A 22,916-nucleotide genomic window follows, 5' to 3' on the forward strand; every position below is an offset into this window, starting at 1 on the left:
CCCGCCCGGCGCCCGGCACCGGCGCCCGGACGACGGGGTTGAAGCATGTCGGGAACAACCGGACACGGGCGTTCGCCCCGATCGGCGGTCGGCGTCGCGGGCATCCTGCAGGCCTTGGCGATCGCCGGCCTGCTGGCGTTCCCCGCCACGGTCCAGGCGCAGGCTCCGACCGCACGAGCCACGGCCACAGGCATGCCCAGGCCGTCCGCCGCGAAGAGCTTCGTGCGCGAGGATCTCGCCAGCGACGGCGTGCGCCTCGAGGCCACGCTGAAGGGCGAGGCCGGCACGGCCAGGCCGGATGCGAAAGCCGCCGCGAAGGCCCGCGCCGAGGGGGAAGCCCTGGTCGAGGCCGAGAAGCCGGCGGATGCCCTCAAGCCTCTCGGCCTCGCCGTGGCGGGGGAGCCCGGGGCGCCGGCGAACTGGCTCGCCTATGCGCGCGCGGCGAGCACGGTCGGCAACGACGACCAGACAGGCGACTACGCCAGCCGCCTGCGCCTGCGCCGCAACGCGCGGGCCGCCGCCTACCAGGGCTATCTGCGGGCCGGGACTGCGGCGGCCGAGGCCGAGGCCCTCGCCGTCCTGGGCGAGGTCTACGCGGACGAGGCGGAATGGCGTCCGTCACTGGAAGCCTACCGCGCCAGCCTCGCGCTGGCCGACGATGCCGAGGTGCGCGAGACCTACGAATCGCTGCGGGCCGAGCACGGCTTCCGCATCCTCAACTACACCGTCGATTCGGACGCCGCGGCGCCGCGCATCTGCTTCCAGTTCTCCGAGGGCATCGCCGCCAAGACCGACTTCACGCCCTACATCGCGGTCTCGGGCGCGGCCAACGCCGCCGTCACCGGCACCGGCCAGCAGGTCTGCGTCGACGGCCTCAAGCACGGCGAGCGCTACGCCTTCGTGGTGCGCTCGGGCCTGCCCTCGGCGGCGGGCGAAGGCCTGCTGAAATCGGCCGATTACGAGGTCTATGTCCGGGACCGCTCGCCCCAGGTCCGCTTCACGGGGCGCAACTACGTCCTGCCCCGCACCGGCCAGGCCGGTGTACCCCTGGTCTCGGTGAACGCGGCCAAGATCGACGTGGAGGTGCTGCGCGTCGGCGACCGCGGCCTCCTGCCGTCCTTGCGGGCGGAGGACTTCCTGTCCCAGCTCAACGGCACCACGGCGCGGACCATCGCCGACCAGAAGGGCCAGCGCGTTTGGAAGGGTGCGCTCGACACGGCCAAGGCCGAGTTGAACCAGGAGGCCGTCACCGCCTTCCCGGTGCTTCAGGCCGTCGGCAAGCTGGAGCCCGGCATCTACATCATGATGGCGCAGGCCAGCGGAGCCGCCGCGGCTCCCGACGAGGAGGGCGGCTACGAGGCGAAGGCCACGCAGTGGTTCGTGGTCTCGGATCTCGGGCTCACGGCCTTCAAGGGCCGCGACGGCGTCCACGTCTTCGCCCGCTCGCTGGCCTCGGCCGAGACCGTACCCGGCGCCGAGATCCGGCTGGTGGCCCGCAACAACGAGGTCCTGGCCACGGCCAAGACCGACCGGCAGGGCCACGCCGCCTTCGCGCCGGGCCTCGCGCGCGGGGAGGGGGGCATCGCGCCCGGCCTCGTGGTGGCGCAGATCGGCGACGATTACGGCTTCCTCGACCTGGGCCAGTCGACCTTCGACCTGACCGATCGCGGCGTGAAGGGGCGGCCCCAGCCCGGCGCCGTCGAGGCCTACGTGTTTCCCGAGCGCGGGGTCTACCGCTCGGGCGAGACCGTGAATCTCACCGGACTCCTGCGTGACGCCGCCGGCCTCGCGGTGCCGGAGATCCCGCTCACCCTGGTGGTCAAGCGCCCGGACGGCGTCGAGTACCGCCGCGCCCAGGTGGCCGATGCCGGCCTCGGCGGGCGCGCCCTGGCGCTGCCCCTGTTGCCGGGCGCCCAGCACGGCACCTGGCGGGTGTCGGCCTATACGGACCCGAAGGCGCCGGCCATCGGCGAGGCGAGCTTCCTCGTGGAGGATTACGTTCCCGAGCGCCTCGAGGTGACGCTGGAGAGCGCGACGCCGAGCCTGAGCCGGGGCGCGCCCGCCACCATCGACGTGGCTGCGCGCTACCTCTACGGCGCGCCCAGTGCCGGCCTGGAGGTCTCCGGCACGGTGCTGGTGCAGCAGGCGGCCGGCAACGGCATCAAGGGACTTGATGGCTTCTCCGTCGGTCTCGACGACGAGCGGGTTGAGGCCGCCTCGGCCGAGATCGACGCGCGCGCCACAACGGATGCGGCCGGCAAGGCCCGGCTCGTGGTGCCGGTGCAGGCCCTGGCCGCGCCGCGTCCCACCGAGGCGAAGATCACCCTGCAGGTGGGCGAGCCCGGCGGGCGGGCGCTGAGCCGCAGCCTGACCCTGCCGATCCTGCCCGAGGGGCCGGTGCTCGCCATCCGCAAGGGGTTCGGCGGTGACATCCAGGAAGGCAGCGTCGCCGGCTTCGACGTGGTCATGGCCGCTCCCGACGGGCGGCGCCTGGCGCAGGGCGACGTCGCCTGGACGCTCCAGCGCGTCGAGAAGACCTATCAATGGTACCGTGAGAACGGGCGCTGGTCCTACGAGCCGGTCACCAGCACGCGCCGCGTCGCCGATGGCCGCCTCGACCTGACCCCGGACGCGCCGGGCCGCGTCAGCGCCACGGTGAGCTACGGCACCTACCGGCTGGAGGCGAGCGTGCCGGGCCGGCCGTCCGCCACCGCGAGCGTGACCTTCACGGTGGGCTGGAGCGGCGGCGAGACCGCGGACGTGCCGGACCTCCTGGATCTTCGCCTCGACAAGGCGGCCTACACCGCTGGCGAGACCCTGCGCGCGCGGCTGCAGCCGAAGTTCAAGGGACAGGCGACGCTCGCCGTCGTCAGCGACAGGCTGCACGCGCTCCTGACCATCGACGTGCCGGCCGCCGGCACCACAATCGACATTCCCGTGAAGGCGGAATGGGGCTCGGGAGCATACCTCGTGGCCACCGCCTACCGACCCCTCGACCAGGCGGCCAAGCGCCTGCCGGGCCGTGCGCTGGGCCTGGCGTGGTTCGGGGTCGACCGGGACAGCCGCACCCTCGGCGTGACGCTGGAGGCACCGGCCAAGACCCGCCCGCGCGAGACCCTGACCCTGCCGATCCAGCTCGCCGGTCTGAAATCGGGCGAGGAGGCTCGGGTCAGCGTGGCCCTTGTCGACGTCGGCATCCTGAACCTGACGCGCTACGAGGCGCCCAACCCCTTCGGCTACTTCTTCGGCCAAAAGGCGCTCGGTCCCGAGATCCGCGACCTCTACGGATACCTCATCGACGGCATGCAGGGGACGCTGGGCGCCATCCGATCGGGCGGCGACGGCGGCGCGGCCGAGCTTGCCGATTCGCCCCCGACCCAGGCGCCGCTGGCGCTCTATTCCGGGCCCGTCACGGTCGGGCCGGACGGAAAGGCGAGCGTGAGCTTCCCCCTGCCGGCCTTCAACGGCACCGGCCGGGTGATGGTCACCGCCTGGAGCCGCGCCAAGGTGGGCGCGGCCCAGGCCGACGTGATCATCCGCGATCCCGTCGTTCTCACCGGCACCCTGCCGCGCTTCCTCAACGTCGGCGACCGCTCGCGTTTCCACGTCGCCATCGACAACGTCGAGGGGCAGGCCGGCGACTACACGGTGGATCTCGATCTGACCGGCTCCGTTCTCGTCGGCGCCGAGGCTGTGCACAAGACCCTGCGGCTGGAGGCCGGCGCAAAGGGCGCCCTCGTCATCCCCATCACCGCCGCCGGACCGGGCCTGTCGCGGATCGACCTGACCCTGCGGGGGCCCGGTCTGCCCGGGGGCGTCGGCCAGAGCTTTGCCCTCAACATCGGCCCCGGCACGGGGGCGCTCGCCCGTCGCTCCGTGCAGACCCTCGAACCCGGTGCCTCCTTGCGCCTCTCGGACGAGCTCCTGGCCGACATCCTGCCCGGCACCGGCACGGTCTCCCTCTCCGCGTCGAATCTCGCCGGCATCGACGTGCCGGCCCTGCTCCAGTCCCTCGACCGCTACCCCTATGGCTGTTCCGAGCAGACCGTGAGCCGCGCGATGCCGCTCCTCTACGTCAACCGCCTCGCGTCGCTCGACAAACTCGGCCTCGACTCACAAGCCGACGAGCGCGTGCGCCAGGCCATCGAGCGGGTGCTCGGTCGCCAGAACGCGGCCGGCGACTTCGGTCTGTGGTCCACCGAGGGGGTCAGCGACACCTGGCTCAACGCCTACGTCACCGACTTCCTGACCCGGGCCCGGGAGCGCGGGTTCGCCGTGCCCCAGACCGCCTTCGCCAATGCCCTCGACCGCCTGCGCAACGCGGTGGCCAACACCACGGAGATCGGCGAGGGCGGCATGGACATCGCCTATGCGGCCTACGTGCTCGCCCGCAACGGCCGCCCGGTGATGGGCGACCTGCGCTACCTCGCCGACACCAAGCTGGCCTCGTTCGCGACCCCGCTGGCTCGAGGGCAGATCGCCGCCGCCCTGGCGCTGCTCGGCGACCGCGGCCGGGCGGCGAAGGCCTTCACGTCCGCGATGGCCGGCTTCCGGGAGACGGCCACGAGCCCGGTCTACCGGCCGGATTACGGCTCGCGCCTGCGCGACGGTGCCGGCCTGCTGGCGCTGGCCGCCGAGACGGGCCTGGCCCGCGACAGCGTCCAGCCCCTCGGCGCGCTCATCGCGGCCGAGCGTGCCAGTGGCCGGCCCACCAGCACCCAGGAGGAGGCCTGGATGGTGCTCGCCGCCGAGGGCCTGAGCGCGGATTCCGAAAACCTCCGCTTCACCCTCGACGGCCGCCCCGAGAGCGGCGCCGTGGCGCGCAGCTACCGGGCCGCCGCTCTCGACGGGAAACCGGTCACCCTGGTCAACGCGGGCAGCCAGCCCGTGCAGGCGGTGGTCAGCGTCAGCGGCAACCCGATCGCCCCGGAGCCGGCGGAGGCGCACGGCTACACGATCGAGCGGCGCTACCACCGCCTCGACGGCAGCCCGGTCGACCTCGCCCAGGGAGTCCGCCAGAACGACCGCCTCGTGGTGGTGCTCACCGTGACCGAGGCCAAGGCCAGCGCCGGGCGCCTCCTCCTCGTCGACCGCCTGCCCGCCGGCCTCGAGATCGACAATCCGAAGCTCCTCGACGCCGACGCGCTCACGGGCCTCGCCTTCGCCAAGTCGGAGGTGGCGCCGGTCCACACCGAGTTCCGCGATGACCGCTTCGTGGCGGCCTACGAACGCAGCCCGGAGCAATCCGCTTTCTTCCGGGTCGCCTACACCGTGCGGGCGGTCTCGCCCGGCAGCTACGTCCATCCGGCGGCCACGATCGAGGACATGTACCGGCCGGAGCGCTTCGGGCGCACCGGCTTCGGTTCGATGACGGTGAGCGCGAAGTAGGGCCGTGGAGACGAGGCCCGTCGATCCTCCTGCGCAGGGCAACGCGTTGGAAGGAGGCACGCCGTCATCCCGGGGCCGCGCGACGGAGCCCGGGCTCCGGAACCACAGGTCGCTCGAGCTCTGGCAATGTCTGCGGCTCTGGCTTCCGGGCTCGCCTGCAGCGCCCCGGACTGACGGTGGGTTTGACAAGGCCTACGTCGCCCCGTTCCCATCCTCGGACGGGGGGCTTCGGCTTGCGAAAGCGAGCACGACTTGCGCGCTCGTGGCGGGCCTCCTCCTCCTGCTCGTCCCGGCCATCGCCCTCTGGCGTTTCGCCGACACCCTCCCACCCCTCGACCTCGCCCAGGCGGAACTCCGCTCCACCGTGGTGCTCGACCAGGACGGGCGCCTGCTACGCCCCTTCGCCACCGCCGACGGGCGCTGGCGCCTGCCGGTGACGGGCGCTCAGGTCGATCCGCGCTTCCTGGCTATGCTCACCGCCTACGAAGACCGGCGCTTCGCCTCGCATCCGGGCATCGATCCGGCAGCGACCCTCCGGGCCGCGGGGCAATGGCTCACGGCGGGGCGCATCGTCTCGGGGGGCTCGACCCTGTCGATGCAGGTGGCCCGGCTCGTGGAGCCGCGGGCCGAGCGCTCGCTGGCCGCCAAGCTGCGCCAGATGGTGCGGGCGGTGCAGCTGGAGCGGCGTCTCGGCAAGGACGGGGTGCGCGATCTCTACCTGGCACTCGCCCCTTACGGCGGCCCGGTGGAGGGGCTGCGCGCCGCCAGCCTCGCGTATTTCGGGCGCGAGCCGGCCCGGCTGTCCTTTGCCGAGAGCGCCCTCCTCGTCGCCCTGCCGCAGGCGCCGGAGGCGCGGCGGCCGGATCGCTTCCCCCAGGCGGCCCGGCGCGCCCGCGACCGGGTCCTCGCCATCGCCGCCGCACGGGGCGTTATCACGGCGGCCGAGGCGGAGGCCGCCCGCGCCGAGCCGGTGCCGGCCGGGCGAAAGCCCTTCCCGATGCTGGCCGCCCACGCGGCGGACGCCGCGCACGCCGCCGACCCGGCCGCGCAGGTGATCCGGCTCACCCTCGACGGCCGCCTGCAGGCGAGCCTCGAAACCCTGGGTGCCGAGCGCGCGGCCGCCCTGGGGCCAGGGATTTCCGCCGCCATCCTGGCGCTCGACAACCGCACCGGCGCGGTGCTGGCCCAGGTCGGCAGCCCCGGCTATCTCGATGCGAGCCGGGCCGGTGCCATCGACATGACGGGCGCGATCCGTTCGCCGGGCTCCGCCCTCAAGCCCTTCATCTACGCGCTCGCCTTCGAGACGGGCCTCGCCCATCCGGAGACGCAGCTCGACGACCGGCCGGTCCGCTTCGCAGGTGCCTACGCCCCGGAGAATTTCGACCTCGGCTACCAGGGCACCGTGACGGCGCGGCGCGCCCTCCAGCTCTCCCTGAACGTCCCGGCCGTGGACCTGCTGGAGGTGGTCGGCCCCGCCCGCTTCATTGCGCGCCTGCGGGCGGCGGGTGCGCGCATCGATCTCCCCCGGGACACCGCGCCGGGTCTGCCGGTGGCGCTCGGCGGCCTCGGCGTCACGCTCACCGACCTCGCCCGGCTGTTCTCGGGCCTCGCCCGGCAGGGGCTGGTGCCGAACCTGACCCGCCGGGTCGGCGAGGCGTCGGGCCAGGCGGCCCCGGAGGCCCGCATCACGGAAGCCGTCGCCGCCTGGTACGTCGCCGACACCCTCCGGGGGGCGCCCCCGCCGGAGAATGCCCTGGCCGGCCGGATCGCCTACAAGACCGGCACCTCCTACGGCTACCGGGACGCCCTGGCGGTCGGGTTCGACCGGCGCGTGACGATCGCCGTCTGGGTCGGGCGGCCGGACGGCAACGCCGTGCCGGGCCTCGTCGGCCGGGTGGTCGCGGCGCCGATCCTGTTCGACGCCTTCGCCCGGTTCGGCGGGGAACCCGATCCCGTGCCGATGCCGCGCGACGCCCTGGTGACGACCACGGCCGGCCTGCCGCCGCCTCTGCGCCACATCCGGCGCGACATCCCCAAGACCCTGTCGGCGGCCTTGGGCGGCGCCCTGAAGATCGCCTACCCGCCGGACGGCGCCCGCATCGATCTGGGTCTGTCGGAGCCCGCGCCCGCACCGTCGGCGAGCCTCGCCCTGAAGGCGCTCGGCGGCGTGCCGCCCCTGACCTGGATGGTCGACGGCCTGCCGGTGGCGGGCGGCGCCCGCCGGCAATCGGCTTGGGCTCCGGAAGGGGCAGGCTTCGCGCGGATCTCGGTGATGGACGCCACGGGCGCCAGCGACAGCGTGCTGGTGCGGCTCGAGTGACGCCCCCGTCCGGGGTTCAAGCCGGAGGCCGGTCGGGCCCCTGGTCGGGAGGAAACCCGCCCCTACCTGCGAGCGGCAGAGCGAACCTTCGCCGTTGCCGGAGAGCGTGCCCGTGGCCCACGAGGAATCCCGACCGGGACGGCCGGCCCTGCGCCCGGCGGTGATGCTGGGGGCGCTCGGAATCGTCTACGGCGATATCGGCACCTCGCCCCTGTACGCCTTCAAGGAAGCGGTCCGCGCCGCGAGCGCCGGCGCCCCGCCGACCCCGGTCGCCGTGACGGGTGCCGTCTCGCTGATCCTGTGGTCGCTGATCCTCATCGTCTCCATCAAGTACGCCGTGCTGATCCTGCGCGCCGACAATCGTGGCGAGGGCGGCATCGTCGCCATGCTAGCCCTGCTCGGGGCCCGTCACGCCAAGCCCGGCTCCTGGGCCGGGGTGCTCCTCGTCGTCGGCCTCGTGGGGGCCGCCCTCCTGTACGGCGACGGCGCGATCACGCCGGCGATCTCTGTGCTCTCGGCGGTCGAGGGCCTGAAGGTCGAGGCCCCGGCCCTGTCGCGCTTCGTCGTGCCGATCACGGTGCTGATCCTGGTGGGACTGTTCCTGGTCCAGAGCCGGGGCGTGGCCTTCATCGGCCGCATCTTCGGACCGGTGATGCTGGTCTGGTTCGTCGTGCTGGCGCTGCTCGGCCTCGGCGGCATCTGGCACGCGCCGCAGATCCTGGCCGCCCTCAATCCGCTCAAGGCCGTCGAGTTCCTGGGCCATGCGGGCTGGCACGTCAGCTTCGCCATGCTGGGCGCGGCCTTCCTGGCGGTCACCGGCGGCGAGGCGATGTATGCCGATCTCGGGCATTTCGGGGCCGGGCCGATCCGCGCTTCCTGGTTCGGCCTCGTGCTTCCGGCCCTGGTGATCCACTATTTCGGGCAGGGCGCGCTGCTGCTGGTGGAGCCCGACGCCATCGAGAACCCGTTCTACCGGCTGAGTCCCGACTGGGCGCATTACCCCCTGATCGGTCTGGCGACGATCGCCACCGTGATCGCCTCGCAATCGATCATCTCGGGCGCCTTCTCGCTCACCCAGCAATCGATCCAGCTCGGCTTCCTGCCGCCGATGCGGGTGGTCCACACCGCCCGGCACGAGCGCGGGCAGATCTACGTGCCGATGGTGAACTGGCTTCTCGCCGCCGCGACCCTGAGCGCGGTCCTGGTCTTCGGCTCCTCGGACGCCCTGGCCGGCGCCTACGGTATCGCGGTCGCCTCCCTGATGGCGATCACCACCCTGCTCGCCGCTCTCGTGGCGCTGAAATGGGGCTACAATCCCGTCGCCGTGCTGGCGGTGAACGGGTTCTTCCTCCTCATCGACCTCGTGTTCCTCGGGGCCAACACCGTGAAGCTGTTCGAGGGCGGCTGGTTTCCGCTGATGCTCGCCGCCCTGGTCGCCTTCCTGATGCTGACCTGGCGCAAGGGCAACCAGCTCGTCGAGGCGGCGCGGGTTTCGCTCCGCCAGCCCGAGGGCGAGTTCCTGGATCAGCTCCGACGCGATCCGCCGATCGTCCTGCCGGGGAACGCCGCCTTCCTGTCCTCGGCCACCAGCGCGATTCCCCTGCACCTCTCCCGCTTCGTCGCGCGCAGCCACGCCCTGCACAAGCGCATCCTCATCGTCACCGCCCGCTACGAGGAGGAACCCGCGGTGGCCCGCGACCAGCGCGCCGAGGTCATGGTGATTACCCCCGACATCACCCGCGTCATCCTGCGCTACGGCTTCATGGAGGATGCCTCGGTCCCCGACGGCCTGCGCTGCGCGGTGGAGGCCAAGCGCCTGCCGCCGGAATGCCTCGAGGATCTCACGATCTTCATCGGCCACGAGACCATCATCCCGAAGAGCGACCACCGCGGCATGGCGACCTGGCGCGAGGAGATCTACGCCTTCCTGCTGCGCAACGCCGAGCGCACCGGAGCGCATTTCTGCGTGCCGACGCGGCAATTGGTGGAGGTCGGCACCGAGATCGAGATCTGAGCCGGACGGAGGCCATCAACTCTCGTGCGGACCTTGCTTATGCCCTTGCGGGCAGCGCTGCGGGTGTCGCAAAAGGAAGCTGCGCGGGCGGGCAGCCCGGCCGCGCCGAACCCGGGACGTGTAGCGTAGCGATGACCGAACTGGCGCCGAAGGCCCTGGCGATCCGCCTGCGGCAGCAGGCGATCCTCTCCGATTTCGGGGTCGAGGCCCTGCGCGCCACCGAGCTGCTGCCCCTGCTCCAGCGCGCGACCGAACTCTGCGCCGAGGGCATGGAGGCGCAGTTCTGCAAGGCCCTGGAATACAAGCCGCACCAGGACTGCCTCCTCGTTTGCGCCGGGGTCGGCTGGGCCGAGGACGCGGTGGGCACGACCATCATCGGCGCCGACCTCGCCTCGCCGGCGGGCTACGCCCTGAAGACGGGACGGCCCGTGATCTCGAACCACCTCGAGAACGAGACGCGCTTCCGCACCCCGAAGCTGATGGCCGACCACGGCATCCGCCGCGCGATCAACGTGCTGATCGCCAACCGCGACGGCAATTACGGCGTGCTGGAGGTGGACGACACCCGCGAGGGCCAGTTCGAAGAGGCGGACATCGCCTTCATGCAGGGCTTCGCCAACCTCGTCGGCGGCGCCATCGAGCGCCAGCGGGCCGAGGCGCGGCTGAAGGCGGCCCTGGAGCGCCAGGAACTCCTGTCGCGCGAGATGAGCCATCGGGTGAAGAACAGTCTCGCAGTGGTGGCGGGATTTCTCGGGCTGCAGGCCCGGGGCTCCGACAATGCCGACGTGAAGAGCGCGCTCGCCGATGCCCGCACCCGCGTGGAGGCGGTGGCCCAGGTCCATGACCAGCTCTGGCGCCAGCCGAGCCTGGAGGCGATCGACGTCGCGGGGTTCCTCGAAGCCCTGTGCGCCAAGCTGCAGGAGAGTGCGCCCCGCCACCGCCTGGTCTGCCGCGCGGCCCGGATGAACATTCCCGCCGATCTCGCGATCCCCCTCGGGCTCTTCGTCAACGAGCTCGTCACCAACGCGATCAAGTACGCCTACGCGGACGGCGAGGGCGAGATCCGGGTCGAGGCCCAGCCCGACGATGCGGATGGCCTGATTCTCGCGGTGGAGGATGACGGCGCCGGGCTTCCCGAAGGATTCGATCCTACCGCGGCGCGCAGCGCCAGCCTCGGCATGCGCATCATCAACAGCCTCGCCCGCCAGCTCGGCGGCGCCCTCACGGTCGCCCCGGACGTGCAGGGGGCGCACTTCTCCCTGCGGGTCGCGCCCCTGGCCTGAGGGCGTCGGGCTTTGGCGCGCCTCAGGTCTCGGCCCGGGGCGTCGCATTCATCTCGGCCCAGTCAAACTCCTCCTCCAGCACGTAGTAGGCATCGTCGCCGATATCGCCGGACCGGCGCAGGGCCAGCACCCGGTCCCGCGCCGCCTCGATGGCGCGCCGGCGGGCGGCATCGGCGGGCAAAGCCTCGGAGGCGAAGCCCGTATCGCGGGCCTCGGCCTGCTCCAGGGCGATGCGGAACTCCTCGCGCAGTGCCTCGGAAGGTGCGTCCGCCGCGTCCTCCAGGGTTTCGAGGGCCGCCCGGTAGGCCTCCGTCCGGCCATGCCCCACCTCGCGGCCGACGGGGTCGTTGTCCTCCAGCCCGAGCCGGCCGAGCAGGAGTCGCAGGGTCAGCCCCTGCACCGTCAGCGTGCCGATGATGACGCAGAAGGCGGTGAGCACGATGAGGTCGCGATAAGGAAAGCCCGGATCGCCGTCGGGCAGGGCCAGCGCCGTCGCGATGGTGACGATGCCGCGCATCCCCGCCCAGGACACCGCGATGCCGGCCGAGAGGCCGCGGTCGCGGGTCTCGGTCCCGTCGGCCCCCAGGCGGGCGAGATGGGCCGTGGGCAGGACCCAGAGGAAGCGCACCGCCACCACGGTGAGGAACACCGCCGCGCCGACCAGCGCGTAGGAGACCTGCTGCGCCCGGGTCAGGCGCTCCAGGATCGGCCCGATCTGCAGGCCGATCAGCACGAAGGCGAGCACGTTGAGGACGAACACCGCCGTGTCCCAGACCGCGTAGGAGACGATGCGGGTGCGCGGCGGGGTATGGCCGGGGGCAATGCGCGCCACCGTGATGGCGAAGGTGACCACGGTGAGCACCCCGGACAGGTGCACGTGCTCCGCCCCGATCCAGATCCCGAAGGCGGCCACGAACTGCAGCACGATGACGCTCGGCGCGTCGGCGACCGGGCGCGTCGCGGCGCTGTAGAGGAGGGCGAGGACCGGCCCGGCCACGAGGCTGCCGAGGATGCCGACCACGAAGGTCGGCCCGATCTCGGCGGCCGAGAACGTGCCGGAAACCGCTGCTGTGACGCCGAGGCGGTAGATCAGCAGCGAGCCCGCATCGTTGAGGAGGCTCTCGCCGCGCAGGATCGTGGTGAGGCGGTGGGGCAGGGAGACGTGGCGCAGGACCGAGAGCGCCGCGACGGCGTCGGGCGGCGCCACCACCGCGCCGAGCACGATGCAGGCGGCCCAGGGCATGTCGGGCACGAGCCACTTCACCACCACGGCCACGGCGGCCGTCGTCGCCACCACCGCGCCGAAGGCAAGGCCGGCGATCGGGCGCCAGTGGGTCCGCAGGTCCCGCACCGAGGTGTCGTAGCCGGCGTCGAGCAGCACCGGCGCCAGGAACAGGGCCAGCGCCAGTTCCGGGTCGAGGACGAGGTTGGGCACGGCGGGGATGAAGGCGAGGCCGATTCCCCCGAGGGCCAGGAACACCGGATAGGGGGCGCCCGCCCGGCGGGCGAGCCCGGCCAGGAGCACGGCGCCGAGGAGGACGCCGACGGTCCATTGGAAAATCATCATGTCGAGGGGAACGCACCAAGACGGCGCCGGGATCACTCGCTACGGCGCGAATCCCGCACCGCCTCCCAGCCCTACGCGAGGGTGACGGCGAGCTCCGGCTTGTGGTTCAGGGTCTGGAACACGACGCAGTAGCGCTCGGTCAGCTTGAGGAGCTGGTCGAGCTTGTCCTGGGGAGCGTCGGTGTCGAGGGCGAAGGCGAGGCGGATCGCGCGGAAGCCCACGGGCGCCTCCTTGTCGACCCCCAGGGTGCCGCGGAAGTCGAGGTCGCCCTCGGCGCTCACCGTGCCGGACCGGAGCTCGACGCCGATCGCGGTGGCCACCGCCTTCAGGGTGACGCCGGCGCAGGCCACCAGGGCTTCGAGCAGCATGTCGCCCGAGCAGAGCTCGGCACCGGAGCCGCCGGTGGCCGGGTGCAGGCCCGCCACCGCGAGAGCGCGCCCGGTCTCGACCTTGCAGGCGATCGCGGTGTCGTCGAGGCTGCCCCGGGCGCGCAGGGTCACCACGGCCGCGTCCGGGGCGTTGCGGTAGCGGTCCTTGATCGGGGCCTGGAGCGAGCGCAGGGTGTCGGCGTCCATGGGCGTTTCCTTCTCCCGTCTTCCGGTTCTTCTTCTGCAGACCCATCTAGGGCGCCCCGTCGGCGCGGCGAATGCGGACGCAGCCGATCGAACCTCGCTCGGATCCGCGGGATGCCCTATCTGGGAGGCATCGGCGGGGTCCGCATCCTCCGGCCCCGCCCTGTCAGGAGACTCCATGCGTCGTCCCAGCGTGAGTGCCGCCGCCGCGATGGTGCGGATGGCCTTCCCCGGCATCGCCGCCGGCCTCGTCCTGTTCGCGACCGGGGCGGAGGCCGCCGCGCCGATCACCCTCGCCAATCACCGGGCCGTCTACGACCTCTCCCTCGCCGAGAGCAGCGGAACCCGGGCGGTGGAGAGCGCGCGCGGGCGCATCGTCATCGATTTCACCGGGGATGCCTGCAAGGGCTACACGATGCAGACCCGGCAGGTGACGGTGCTGGAGAGCGGCGAGACCGGCAGCCGCACCTCGGACCTGCGCAACACCACCTTCGAGAGCGGGGACGGGCGCAGCTACCGTTTCAAGACCAGCACGGTGCTCAACGGCACACCCGGCCAGGCGGTGGACGGCACCGCCGAGTCGAGTTCCGACCAGCTGAAGGTCAAGCTGAAGGAGCCCAAGCGCGACCAGTTCCAGGATTCGGGCGAGGTCCTGTTCCCCACGGTGCACATGCGGCGCCTGATCCAGGCTGCCCGCGACGGGCAGAGCACCGTCTCGGTCAAGGTCTTCGACGGCTCCGACGATGGGCGCAAGGTCTACGACACCCTCGCGGTCATCGGCCGGCAGGTCCCAACGCCGACGGCCTCCGACAAGGCGGCCGCGCGCGACAAGCCGCTGCGGGACGGACCGATGGCGAACGTGCCGCGCTGGCCCGTCACCTTGAGCTACTACATTCCCGGGCAGGGCGAGCGCACGCCGGTCTACGTCCTCAGCTTCGACCTCTACGAGAACGGGGTCAGTGGCGCGCTGCGGCTCAACTACGGCGAGTTCGCCGTGATCGGCGATCTCACCCGCCTCGATACCCTTCCGTCGAGCGCCGACTGCAACCCCTAGGAGCGGTGCCCGCGTGGGCGCCGGTCCGCGGGCTCCACGCACGCCGCCGGGCGGGTCGCTTCGCACGCATGTGAAACGGATTGCCTCAAATTGTCAGCGTCGCCGTAAAGGAATTTCCGGGACCGAGCCCTCTTATGGCCCTGCAACCGCAGAACGGTCATGGACGAACCTTCCACCGCAACGCAGACGAGACTGATCCTGCCGGCCATCTGCTGGAATCGGTACCGCGCCGACTTCTATGCCGTCACCGCCGACCTGTCCGTGACCGGACTTCGCTTCCGGTCCTCCGTCGTGCCGTCCCCGGGCGAGGCCCTGTCCTGCAGCATCCGGCACGCCGGCTCCCTGGAGGCGCTGGTCATCGAGGGCGGCAAGGAGCATTTCGTCGCCCGGGTGATCCGCGCCGAGGCGCCCCTCCCCGTCATCGTGCGCCGGATGCTCGACCTCGCCTCCGAGCAGAATGGCGGCGAGGTGCCCCAGCGCGTGCATCCCCGCTTCGTGCCGGACCGGCCCGACATCCTCGTCACCATGTCCTGCGGCACCCGCATTCCCGGCCGGCTCATCAACGTCTCGGCTTCCGGCGCCGCCCTGCGCGTCGACATCCCCCTGGAGCCGGGCACGCGGATCACCCTCGGCCAGACGCCCGCCACCGTCGCCCGCTGCTTCGAAGACGGCATCGGCGCCGCGTTCCTGCAGACCCTGTCTGCCGGAGAACTCGGACCGCACGTCACCCTGTGAGGTCGGGCACTGAAGGAGGTCCCGGCCGCGGGCTGACGGAGCGACGCGATTCCGCGAGCCCGGCGCAACGTCAGCTGGCATGGTCAGCCGCGCTGCAATTAAGATTCTTTCAAATGACATCTTCTAGGCTGCGCTCTGGTCGATCAGCCGATGGACGTGACGATGGGCAAGGCGGACACAGCGGCCAATCCGAGCCCGCGACATCGCAAGGACTCCGTCGGACGTCCGAGGATGCGCGCGATGCCCCGCGGGCCAGTCGCTCCGGATCCGCGGCGCGCGGTCCGCTGAACGCCGCGCACCCGATGTCAAGCCCGCCCGTCCCCTCGCTGCCCGCCCTGGCCGCCCGCGTATCGCAGGCTCCCGTAGCCGCCTGGGGCCGTCGGTCCACCGACCGCGTCCGGTCGCCGGTCCTTGCCGCGCCGCCGACGGACGGACCAGGGCCGAGGCTCGCCGAGCCCGGGACGACGAACCGCTACGATCTCGAGGCCCGGGCCGGGCACCTCGACGAGGTTCTGCAACTCGCGCCCCATCTCGCGGTGACCCATGCGGTGGTCGCCGCGACGGTGCTCCTGCTGTTCTGGAGCGAATCGCGACAGCTCTACCTGTCGATCCTGTTCTTCTGCATCGTGCTGCCCGCCACCCTTGCGACGATCGCGGCGCGGCGCCAGCGCCTGCGCCTGCGTCGGCCAGATCCGGCCGGCATCCGCATGGGACACTGGATCGCGGCCGCGTTCGCTCTGATCCCGGGGATGTCCTGGAGCAGCATGCCGCTGATGCTGTTCCCGAACTCGGATGCCGAGGGACGGATGTACGTGGTGGCCATCTGCGCCGGCCTCATGGCCACCACCTACACCTTCGGCGCGCTGCCGCATCTCGGCCTCGTCTTCGCGGTGCCGATCGCTCTGGGCAGCCTGATCGCCCTCGTCCTCACCGGCGGGACGGCCGCCTGGTCGCTGGCGGCGATGCTGGGGATCTACTCGGCCTTCGTGATCCTGACCGCCGGACGCATGGGCCGCCTCTCGGAACAGCGGGTCATCGACCGGGTCCGGGTCGGCGAGCAGAACGAGACGATCAGCCTGCTCCTCCACGATTTCGAGGCGAACACGAGCGACTGGCTCTGGGAGACCGATACCGAGGGACGGCTGCAGCACGTCTCCGAGCGCATCGGCCAAGTGGCGGGCGAACCTCCGGGCGCCCTGCATCAGGCGCCGTTCGCGGCACTCTTTCTCGGCACCTGCAAGCCCCGGCCGATGACGCCCGAGATCGCCGAGATCCTCACCCTCGTGGCCGAGCGCAAGGTCTTCCGCGAGCGGGTGGTCGAGGTCACCATCGGCGGCCTGACGCGCTGGTGGCGCCTCAGCGGCCGGCCGATCAGCGACAGCAGCGGGACCTTCCTGGGCTTCCGTGGCGTCGGCTCGGACATCACCGACACCCGCCAATCCGAGGCGCGGATCGCCTACTTGGCGAGCTACGATTCGCTGACGGGCCTCGCCAACCGCACCCTGTTCCAGGACATGGCGACCCAGCTCTGCGCCCGCGCGCACGCCTCCGGCGAACCCTGTGCGCTGCTCTATCTCGATCTCGATGGCTTCAAGTTCGTCAACGATACCTTCGGCCACGCCCTCGGCGACGTCCTGCTGGTCCGGGTGGCGCAGCGCCTCACCGGCGCGGTCCCACCGGAGGCGCTGGTCTCGCGCCTGGGCGGTGACGAGTTCGCCATTCTCCTCGCCGGCGGGGACGAGGAGGCGCTGATCGACCTCGGCCGGCGCCTGATCGGGGCGCTGAGCATGCCCTACACCCTCGACGGGGTTCAGGTGGAGATCGGCGCCAGTATCGGCCTCTCGATGGCGCCGCGCGATGCCCACAGTCCCGAAGGCCTCCTCAGCAGGGCCGACCTTGCGCTCTATCGCGCCAAGGCCACCGGCCGCGGCAAGGTCCGGGTGTACGCGCCCGATCTCGAGGCCACGATGCGCCTGCGGCGCGAACTCGAAGTCGACCTCAAGCGGGCGGTGGCGCAGGGGGAGTTCAGCCTGAACTACCAACCCCTCGTGGGGCTGACGGACGGCCGGGTCCGCACCTTCGAGGCCCTGCTCCGCTGGACCCGCGCCTCCGGTACCGCCGTCTCCCCGGCCGACTTCGTGCCGGTCGCCGAGGCCTCGGGCCTGATCTCCGAGATCGGCCGCTGGGTCCTGATGCAGGCTTGCCGCGAGGCCGCGCGCTGGCCCGACGACATCCGGCTGGCGGTCAACCTCTCGCCGATCCAGTTCCGGAACACCGACCTCATCGCCGACGTGACGCAGGCCCTGGAAGCCAGCGGGCTCGCGCCGGCACGCCTGGAGATCGAGGTCACCGAGTCGGTGTTCCTCGAGATGAACGCCACCACCATCGCCAATCTCAACGGGCTGCGCGCGCTGGGCATCCGCGTGGCGCTCGACGATTTCGGTACCGGCTACTCGTCGCTGAGCTACCTGATCCGGTTCCCCGTGGACAAGATCAAGATCGACCGCTCCTTCATCAAGGACATGGACAGCCGACCCGAGTGCCAAGCGATCATCGAGGCGATCCTGACCCTGGCGCACAAGCTCGCAATCACCGTCACGGCCGAGGGGGTCGAGACGGTGGAGCAGGCGCAGATGCTCAAGGCGAGCCGCTGCGACGACATCCAGGGCTTCCTCTTCAGCCCGGCGCGGCCGGCGAACGAGATCGCGCAGCTCATCGCCACCCTCCCGACGCGCTTCGGCGAGATCTTCCCGCTCCTGCCGGTGACGTTCCGCCGGGCGACCCCCTGAGGCGGCCTAGCCGCGCAAGCGGCCGGCCACCGCCGCGCCCGCCCGCGTGCCCTCCTCATAGGCGCCGCCCGCCGTGCCCCATTGCAGGCGCGACAGGGCCTCCCCGGCGAACCAGATCCGGTCCGCCACGGGAGCCCGCAGCTGCGCCCGGGCCCCGGCATGGCCGGGCGGCACCACGGCCCAGGACCCGCGCGCCCAGGGGTCGTGGCGCCACGCGCTCACCGCCGGGATGGTGAGGTCGTGCAGGGCACGGGTGCCGAAATGCGCGACGAGCGTCGCCCGGACCAGGCGGCGGACCCCGTCCGGCCCGGCCCGGCGGGCATCGAGGGCGGCGGCCATGGGCGCGTCGAGCTCGAAGAAGTGGAAGGGCGTGCCGTCGATCCGGGTGAGGAGGCCCGGGCTCGCCTCGCGTTCGCCGACGAGGCTGGCGAGCCGGTCCGCCCCGCGGAACGGGCAGGACGGCCAGTGCAGCACCGCGTGCTCGTAGATGCCGGTGGCGAATCCCGTGATCGCGTCCGCGACCTCCGGGGGGAGGGCGGGCGTGAAGAGGGGCGTGGCCCGCAGCACCATGGTGGGGATGGTGACGACGACGGCCCGGGCTGCGTAGCTCCGGGATCCCGTCCGCACCCGCGCACCCGCGCCCGACCAGTCGATGCCGGTGACCGGCGTCCCGAGGGCGATCGGCAGCCCCTGGGCGAGGCGGGCGAGGTAGCCGCCGTAGCCGCCGGCGATGAAGCGGTTGTCGCCGTACTCCATGCTCGGAAAGTCCTGGAGCGAGACGCGGGCGAGCGACTGCCCGGAGACCAGGCCGTGGACCCGCTCCACCCGCCGGCCCCAGGGCCCGAGGCCCGGCGGCAGGGCTGTGGCGGCCGGCCGGTCCGGTCCCGCCCAGCCCGCCTGGGTGCTCATCGCCCGGTCGGCCACCGCGAAGGCGCGGTCCAGGGCCGCCGCCTCCGCCGGGCGGCCGCGCCGGCGACCGACCCAGAGGTGGCTGTCCTGCGCCGCCACCCGCAGGGGTTCGCCCCGCTCGGTGGCCAGGCGCACCAGCGGATTGATCGGCCCCGCATGCAGCCAGTGGCCGCCGAGATCGACGGCATGGCCCCGCAGGGACGCGGTGACGAGGCGCCCGCCGACCCGGTCGCGCGCCTCCAGCACCGCCACCCGGATCCCGCGCTCGGTCAGCGCGCGCGCCGCCGCGATGCCGGCGGCGCCAGCCCCGACGACGATGACCTCCGGGTCTTCGGGCAGGGGCGCCAGGCGCGGCGCGATGCTCGGGCGCCAGCGTTCGTGCTCGGGGCGGGACGTCCTCATGGATGACGGTCTCGTTCCTGTCGGATGGGTGGCCACGGACCTAGCAGAGGGCCGCGGCGGGCGACACCGCGCCTCCGGTCGCAATCCCGTCGCACGGGCCAGTCACACGAGAGAAAACCCCGGCGTCCAGGGTCGCGGCCGCGAATCGCCGTCCCGCCGGCCCGCGGGACGGGCGGGTGCAGCGATGCCCCGCACTTGCGCCTGCGCAGCGCCATAGCCAGAACCTATGGCGAGAACCTCTGGACACGGTGCGCGCGGGGGCGACGCAGGCCGGGCCCTTCACGACCGGACCGACTCGAGACCACGGGATTCCCAGGTATGCTCATCCAGGCCGCCTTCGCCGCCCTCCGGCAGGTGTTCTCAGCCCCCTTGCGCGCGATCCTGTGGAAGTCCCTCGGGCTCACCGTGGGCATCCTCGTCGTCGTCTGGTTCGGGCTGACGCGGGCGATCAACTGGTTCCTGTCCCAGCACCACCTTTCGGTGGACTACCCCTTCCTCGACACCCTGGCGGTGTTCTTCGCCGGAGCCGGCCTGTTCGTCGGCCTCGCCTACGTCATGCCGGCGGTGTCGATCCTGGTGGCGGGCTACTTCCTCGACGATGCGGCCGAGATCGTCGAGCGCACGGACTTCCCCGGTGATCCGCCCGGCATCGCGCTGCCGCTGGGCACCGCGATGTTCTATGCCGTGCGCTTCGCCGGCCTAGCCCTGCTGGTGAACCTCGTGGCGCTGATCCTGTTCTTCGTGCCGGGGGTCAATCTCGTCGCGTTCTTCGGCGCCAACGCCTACCTGCTGTCGCGGGAGTATTTCGAGCTGGCCGCCGGGCGCTTCCGGCCGATGGCCGAGGCCGGCGCCATGCGGCGCCACTACGGCGGCACCACCCTCCTCGCCGGCGTGCTGCTCGCCGGCCTCATGGTCGTGCCGGTGCTCAACCTCGTCACCCCGCTCTTCGGCATCGCCCTGATGGTGCACGTGCACAAGGGCCTGAGCCGGCGCACCCCGGTCGCGGGACCCGAGCCCCAGCCGCGCCTGCGCTGAGGCCCGTGCCGGCTCCCGGAACAGCCGGGTCCGAATTTCACCGGGCGGCCTCCCGTCTGGCGGGGAAGTGGTCTAGATACGCTGCACCAGGCTCAAGGACCGGCGCCGATCGATGCCCCGCAGGGGAATCGGACGGGCGCGGGGGCCGCTTTTCGAGACGCACGAGCGATGACCGGCTTCGAGACCCTCCCCCTGACCCGCCCCGCCTCGCAACTCGTCACCGTGTTCGGCGGGTCGGGCTTCCTCGGGCGCCACGTGGTGCGGGCCCTGGCCAAGCGCGGCTACCGGATCCGGGTGGCCGTGCGCCGGCCCGACCTCGCCCTGTTCCTGCAGCCCCTCGGCAAGGTCGGCCAGATCGTCGCCGTGCAGGCCAACCTGCGCTACCCCGAGTCGATCGCCCGGGCGGTCCAGGGGGCCGACATCGTCGTCAACCTCGTGGGCATCCTGCAGGAGACCGGCAAGCAGAACTTCTCGCAACTGCAGGCCGAGGGCGCGGGCGAGATCGCCCGGGCGGCCGCGGCCGTCGGCGCGCCCCTGGTCCACGTCTCGGCCATCGGCGCCGACGCCAACTCGCCCTCGCAATATGCCCGCACCAAGGCCCTGGGCGAGGCCCGGGTCGCCGCGGCCGGCGGCCCTCACGTGATCCTGCGGCCCTCGCTGGTGTTCGGCCCCGGCGACAGCTTCTTCAACCGCTTCGCCGCCCTGGCCCGCGCCCTGCCGGTGCTGCCGCTGGCCGGCGCCGAGTCCCGTTTCCAGCCCGTCTACGTCGCCGACGTGGCCGAGGCGGTGGCCCGCGCCGTGGAGGGCCACGTGCCCGCCGGCAAGGTCTACGAACTCGGCGGCCCCGAGGTCGAAACCCTCGAGGCGCTGGTGCGCTACATGCTCAAGGTGACGATGCGCAAGCGCATGGTCCTGGGCCTGCCGCAGCCCGCGGCCCTGCTCCAGGCCCGCGCCCTCGAAGTGGTCGACACCCTCACCCTCGGCCTCCTGCCGGACAGCCTCAAGCTCACCCGCGACCAGGTCACCCTGCTCCAGAACGACAACGTCGTCTCCGAGGCGGCCAGGGCGGAGGGACGCACCCTGGAGGGCATCGGCCTGCAGCCCACGGCCATGGAGGCGGTGGTGCCGGGCTACCTGTGGCGCTTCCGCAAGGCGGGGCAGTTCTCGAAGGTGCAGGAGTTCGAGAGCGCGGTCCCCGAGACCCTGGCCCCGAAGCCCTTCGTGCCGCGCAGCGGCAGCGGACCGGCTCTCGGCCCGGATTCGAACGCGCCGAGCCGCATGGGCGTCCGCTGGGGCACCCGCGGCTGAGGCCTCCCCGCGTCACCGGAGTCCTCAGGGCCGGCGAAATGGTCTAGAGGGCGCCCATGACTCAGGCCTCTCCGTCCCATGCCGGCGCACCCCTGGTGCGCTTCGCGCCATCGCCCACCGGCTACCTGCACATCGGCAATGCCCGACCGGCGCTCCTCAACGCGCTGTTCGCCCGGGCGCGGGGCGGGCGCTTCCTGCTCCGCCTCGACGACACCGATCGGGAGCGCTCGACGGAAGCCTTCGCCGAGGCCGTGTCCGAGGACCTCGCCTGGCTCGGGATCGTGCCCGACCTGTTCGCCCGGCAATCCGACCGGGTGGCGATCCACGACGCGGCCGCGGCGCGGCTGAAGGCGATGGGCCGGCTCTATCCCTGCTACGAGACGCAGGAAGAGCTGGAGCGCCGGCGCCGGCGCCAGCTCGGGCGCGGCCAGCCGCCGATCTACGATCGCGCCGCCCTGACCCTCACGGAGGCCGAGCGCGCCGCCCTGGAGGCGGAGGGGCGTAACCCCCATTGGCGCTTCAAGCTCGACGCCCGCACCGTGGCCTGGAACGACCTCGTGCGGGGCGAGGCCCATGTCGATTGCGCCTCGCTCTCCGATCCGGTGCTGATCCGCGCCGACGGCAGCTACCTCTACACCCTGCCTTCCGTGGTTGACGACGCCGAGATGGGCATCACCCACGTCATCCGCGGCGAGGACCACGTCACCAACACCGGCGTGCAGGTGCAGATCTTCGAGGCGCTCGGCAGCGCGATCCCGGTCTTCGGCCACCACAATCTCCTGACCACCGTGGACGGGGAGGGGCTCTCGAAGCGCCTCGGCCACCTGTCGCTCCGGGGGCTGCGCGAGGCCGGTTACGAGCCGGGCGCGGTGCGCTCGCTGGCGGTCCTCACCGGCTCGGCGGAATCCGTCCGCGCCGTGGCGGGCCTCGACGAACTCGCCGGCCTCGTGGACCTGGCGCAGATCTCGCGGGCGCCGGCGAAGTTCGACCCGCAGGAGCTCGACGGGCTCAACGCCCGCCTCGTCCACGCCATGCCCTACGCGGCGGTCGCCGACCGCCTCGCGGCGCAAGGAATCGCGTCCGGGCGCGCCGAAGCCTTCTGGGAGGCGGTACGGCCCAACCTCGCCAAGGTCTCGGAGGCGGGAGACTGGTGGCGCGTGGTCACCGGGCCCGTAGCCCCGGTCATCGCCGATCCGGTCTTCATCGGGGCCGCCGCCGCGCTCCTGCCGGTCGAGCCCTGGGACGCCGAGACCTGGAAAGCCTGGACGGGCGCGGTGAAGGCGAGCACCGGGGCCAAGGGCAAGGCGCTGTTCATGCCGCTTCGCCTCGCTCTGACGGGTCTCGAGCACGGGCCGGACCTCGCCGGCCTTCTGCCGCTGATCGGGCGGGACGCGGTGCTGCGCCGGCTGGCGGGAGAGGTCTGAGAGCCTCTCTCTCTCTGCGGCGCATGCAGACCCGCCCCCTCGGCATCGGTGACTGTCGCCGGGCGGGCGGCACGCCTATATGCGGGCTCGACGCCGATTTAATCCCGAACCCCAGA

Annotated in this window: 13 protein-coding genes; 10 read left to right on the top strand and 3 right to left on the bottom strand. The window is 72.3% G+C overall.

The features are described 5' to 3' along the window. Nucleotides 1–45 precede the first annotated feature (45 nt). The 4 genes from ASF49_RS18820 (at nt 46) to ASF49_RS18835 (ending at nt 11,005) form a co-directional block, all read left to right on the top strand. Nucleotides 46–5,388, top strand: coding sequence for an alpha-2-macroglobulin family protein (locus tag ASF49_RS18820; protein WP_082511409.1), 5,343 nt, complete (start codon nt 46–48; stop codon nt 5,386–5,388). Nucleotides 5,389–5,650: 262 nt separating this feature from the next. After that, entirely contained in the window at nt 5,651–7,708 is a 2,058-nt protein-coding gene (pbpC, locus tag ASF49_RS18825; protein WP_056476568.1) for a penicillin-binding protein 1C, read from the top strand. A gap of 163 nt (nt 7,709–7,871) precedes the next feature. Continuing rightward, nucleotides 7,872–9,722: a potassium transporter Kup gene (locus tag ASF49_RS18830; RefSeq protein WP_156653106.1), complete on the top strand. Its 1,851-nt coding sequence runs from the start codon at nt 7,872–7,874 to the stop codon at nt 9,720–9,722. A gap of 131 nt (nt 9,723–9,853) precedes the next feature. Continuing rightward, nucleotides 9,854–11,005: a sensor histidine kinase gene (locus ASF49_RS18835; protein ID WP_056476576.1), complete on the top strand. Its 1,152-nt coding sequence runs from the start codon at nt 9,854–9,856 to the stop codon at nt 11,003–11,005. Nucleotides 11,006–11,027: 22 nt separating this feature from the next. On the opposite strand, the gene ASF49_RS18840 is transcribed toward ASF49_RS18835, so the two are convergent. Continuing rightward, entirely contained in the window at nt 11,028–12,572 is a 1,545-nt protein-coding gene (locus ASF49_RS18840) for a cation:proton antiporter (RefSeq protein WP_056476579.1), read from the bottom strand. A 71-nt stretch (nt 12,573–12,643) separates the two neighbouring features. Then, nucleotides 12,644–13,147, bottom strand: coding sequence for an OsmC family protein (locus tag ASF49_RS18845; RefSeq protein ID WP_056476583.1), 504 nt, complete (start codon nt 13,145–13,147; stop codon nt 12,644–12,646). A 175-nt stretch (nt 13,148–13,322) separates the two neighbouring features. Here ASF49_RS18845 and ASF49_RS18850 point away from each other — a divergent pair, with 175 nt between their 5' ends. The 3 genes from ASF49_RS18850 to ASF49_RS18860 all read left to right on the top strand — a co-directional run bounded on the left by ASF49_RS18850 (nt 13,323) and on the right by ASF49_RS18860 (nt 17,722). Then, nucleotides 13,323–14,198: a cell envelope integrity EipB family protein gene (locus ASF49_RS18850; RefSeq protein WP_082511411.1), complete on the top strand. Its 876-nt coding sequence runs from the start codon at nt 13,323–13,325 to the stop codon at nt 14,196–14,198. Between the two features lie 159 nt (nt 14,199–14,357). Then, nucleotides 14,358–14,933, top strand: a complete 576-nt coding sequence (locus ASF49_RS18855) for a PilZ domain-containing protein (protein WP_056476586.1) — start codon at nt 14,358–14,360, stop codon at nt 14,931–14,933. Between the two features lie 302 nt (nt 14,934–15,235). Next, nucleotides 15,236–17,722, top strand: coding sequence for a putative bifunctional diguanylate cyclase/phosphodiesterase (locus ASF49_RS18860; RefSeq protein ID WP_056476592.1), 2,487 nt, complete (start codon nt 15,236–15,238; stop codon nt 17,720–17,722). A gap of 6 nt (nt 17,723–17,728) precedes the next feature. Here ASF49_RS18860 and ASF49_RS18865 read toward each other — a convergent pair whose 3' ends face one another. Further along, nucleotides 17,729–19,033 carry a flavin monoamine oxidase family protein gene (locus tag ASF49_RS18865; RefSeq protein WP_056476594.1) on the bottom strand — a complete coding sequence of 435 codons (1,305 nt, stop codon included), beginning with the start codon at nt 19,031–19,033 and terminating at the stop codon, nt 17,729–17,731. Between the two features lie 318 nt (nt 19,034–19,351). Between ASF49_RS18865 and ASF49_RS18870 the strand changes: the two genes are divergently transcribed. From ASF49_RS18870 to gltX, 3 genes are all read left to right on the top strand, one after another. Further along, entirely contained in the window at nt 19,352–20,068 is a 717-nt protein-coding gene (locus ASF49_RS18870; protein WP_056476597.1) for a sulfate transporter family protein, read from the top strand. Nucleotides 20,069–20,236: 168 nt separating this feature from the next. Then, a complete protein-coding gene (locus tag ASF49_RS18875) occupies nt 20,237–21,376 on the top strand; it encodes a complex I NDUFA9 subunit family protein (RefSeq protein WP_056476599.1) in 1,140 nt (379 codons plus the stop codon). A gap of 56 nt (nt 21,377–21,432) precedes the next feature. Continuing rightward, complete coding sequence (gene gltX, locus ASF49_RS18880) at nt 21,433–22,800, top strand: glutamate--tRNA ligase (RefSeq protein WP_056476602.1); 1,368 nt, start codon at nt 21,433–21,435, stop codon at nt 22,798–22,800. The last annotated feature ends 116 nt before the right edge of the window (nt 22,801–22,916 follow it).

This window comes from Methylobacterium sp. Leaf104 (assembly GCF_001422885.1).
In the GTDB taxonomy this organism is placed as follows: domain Bacteria; phylum Pseudomonadota; class Alphaproteobacteria; order Rhizobiales; family Beijerinckiaceae; genus Methylobacterium.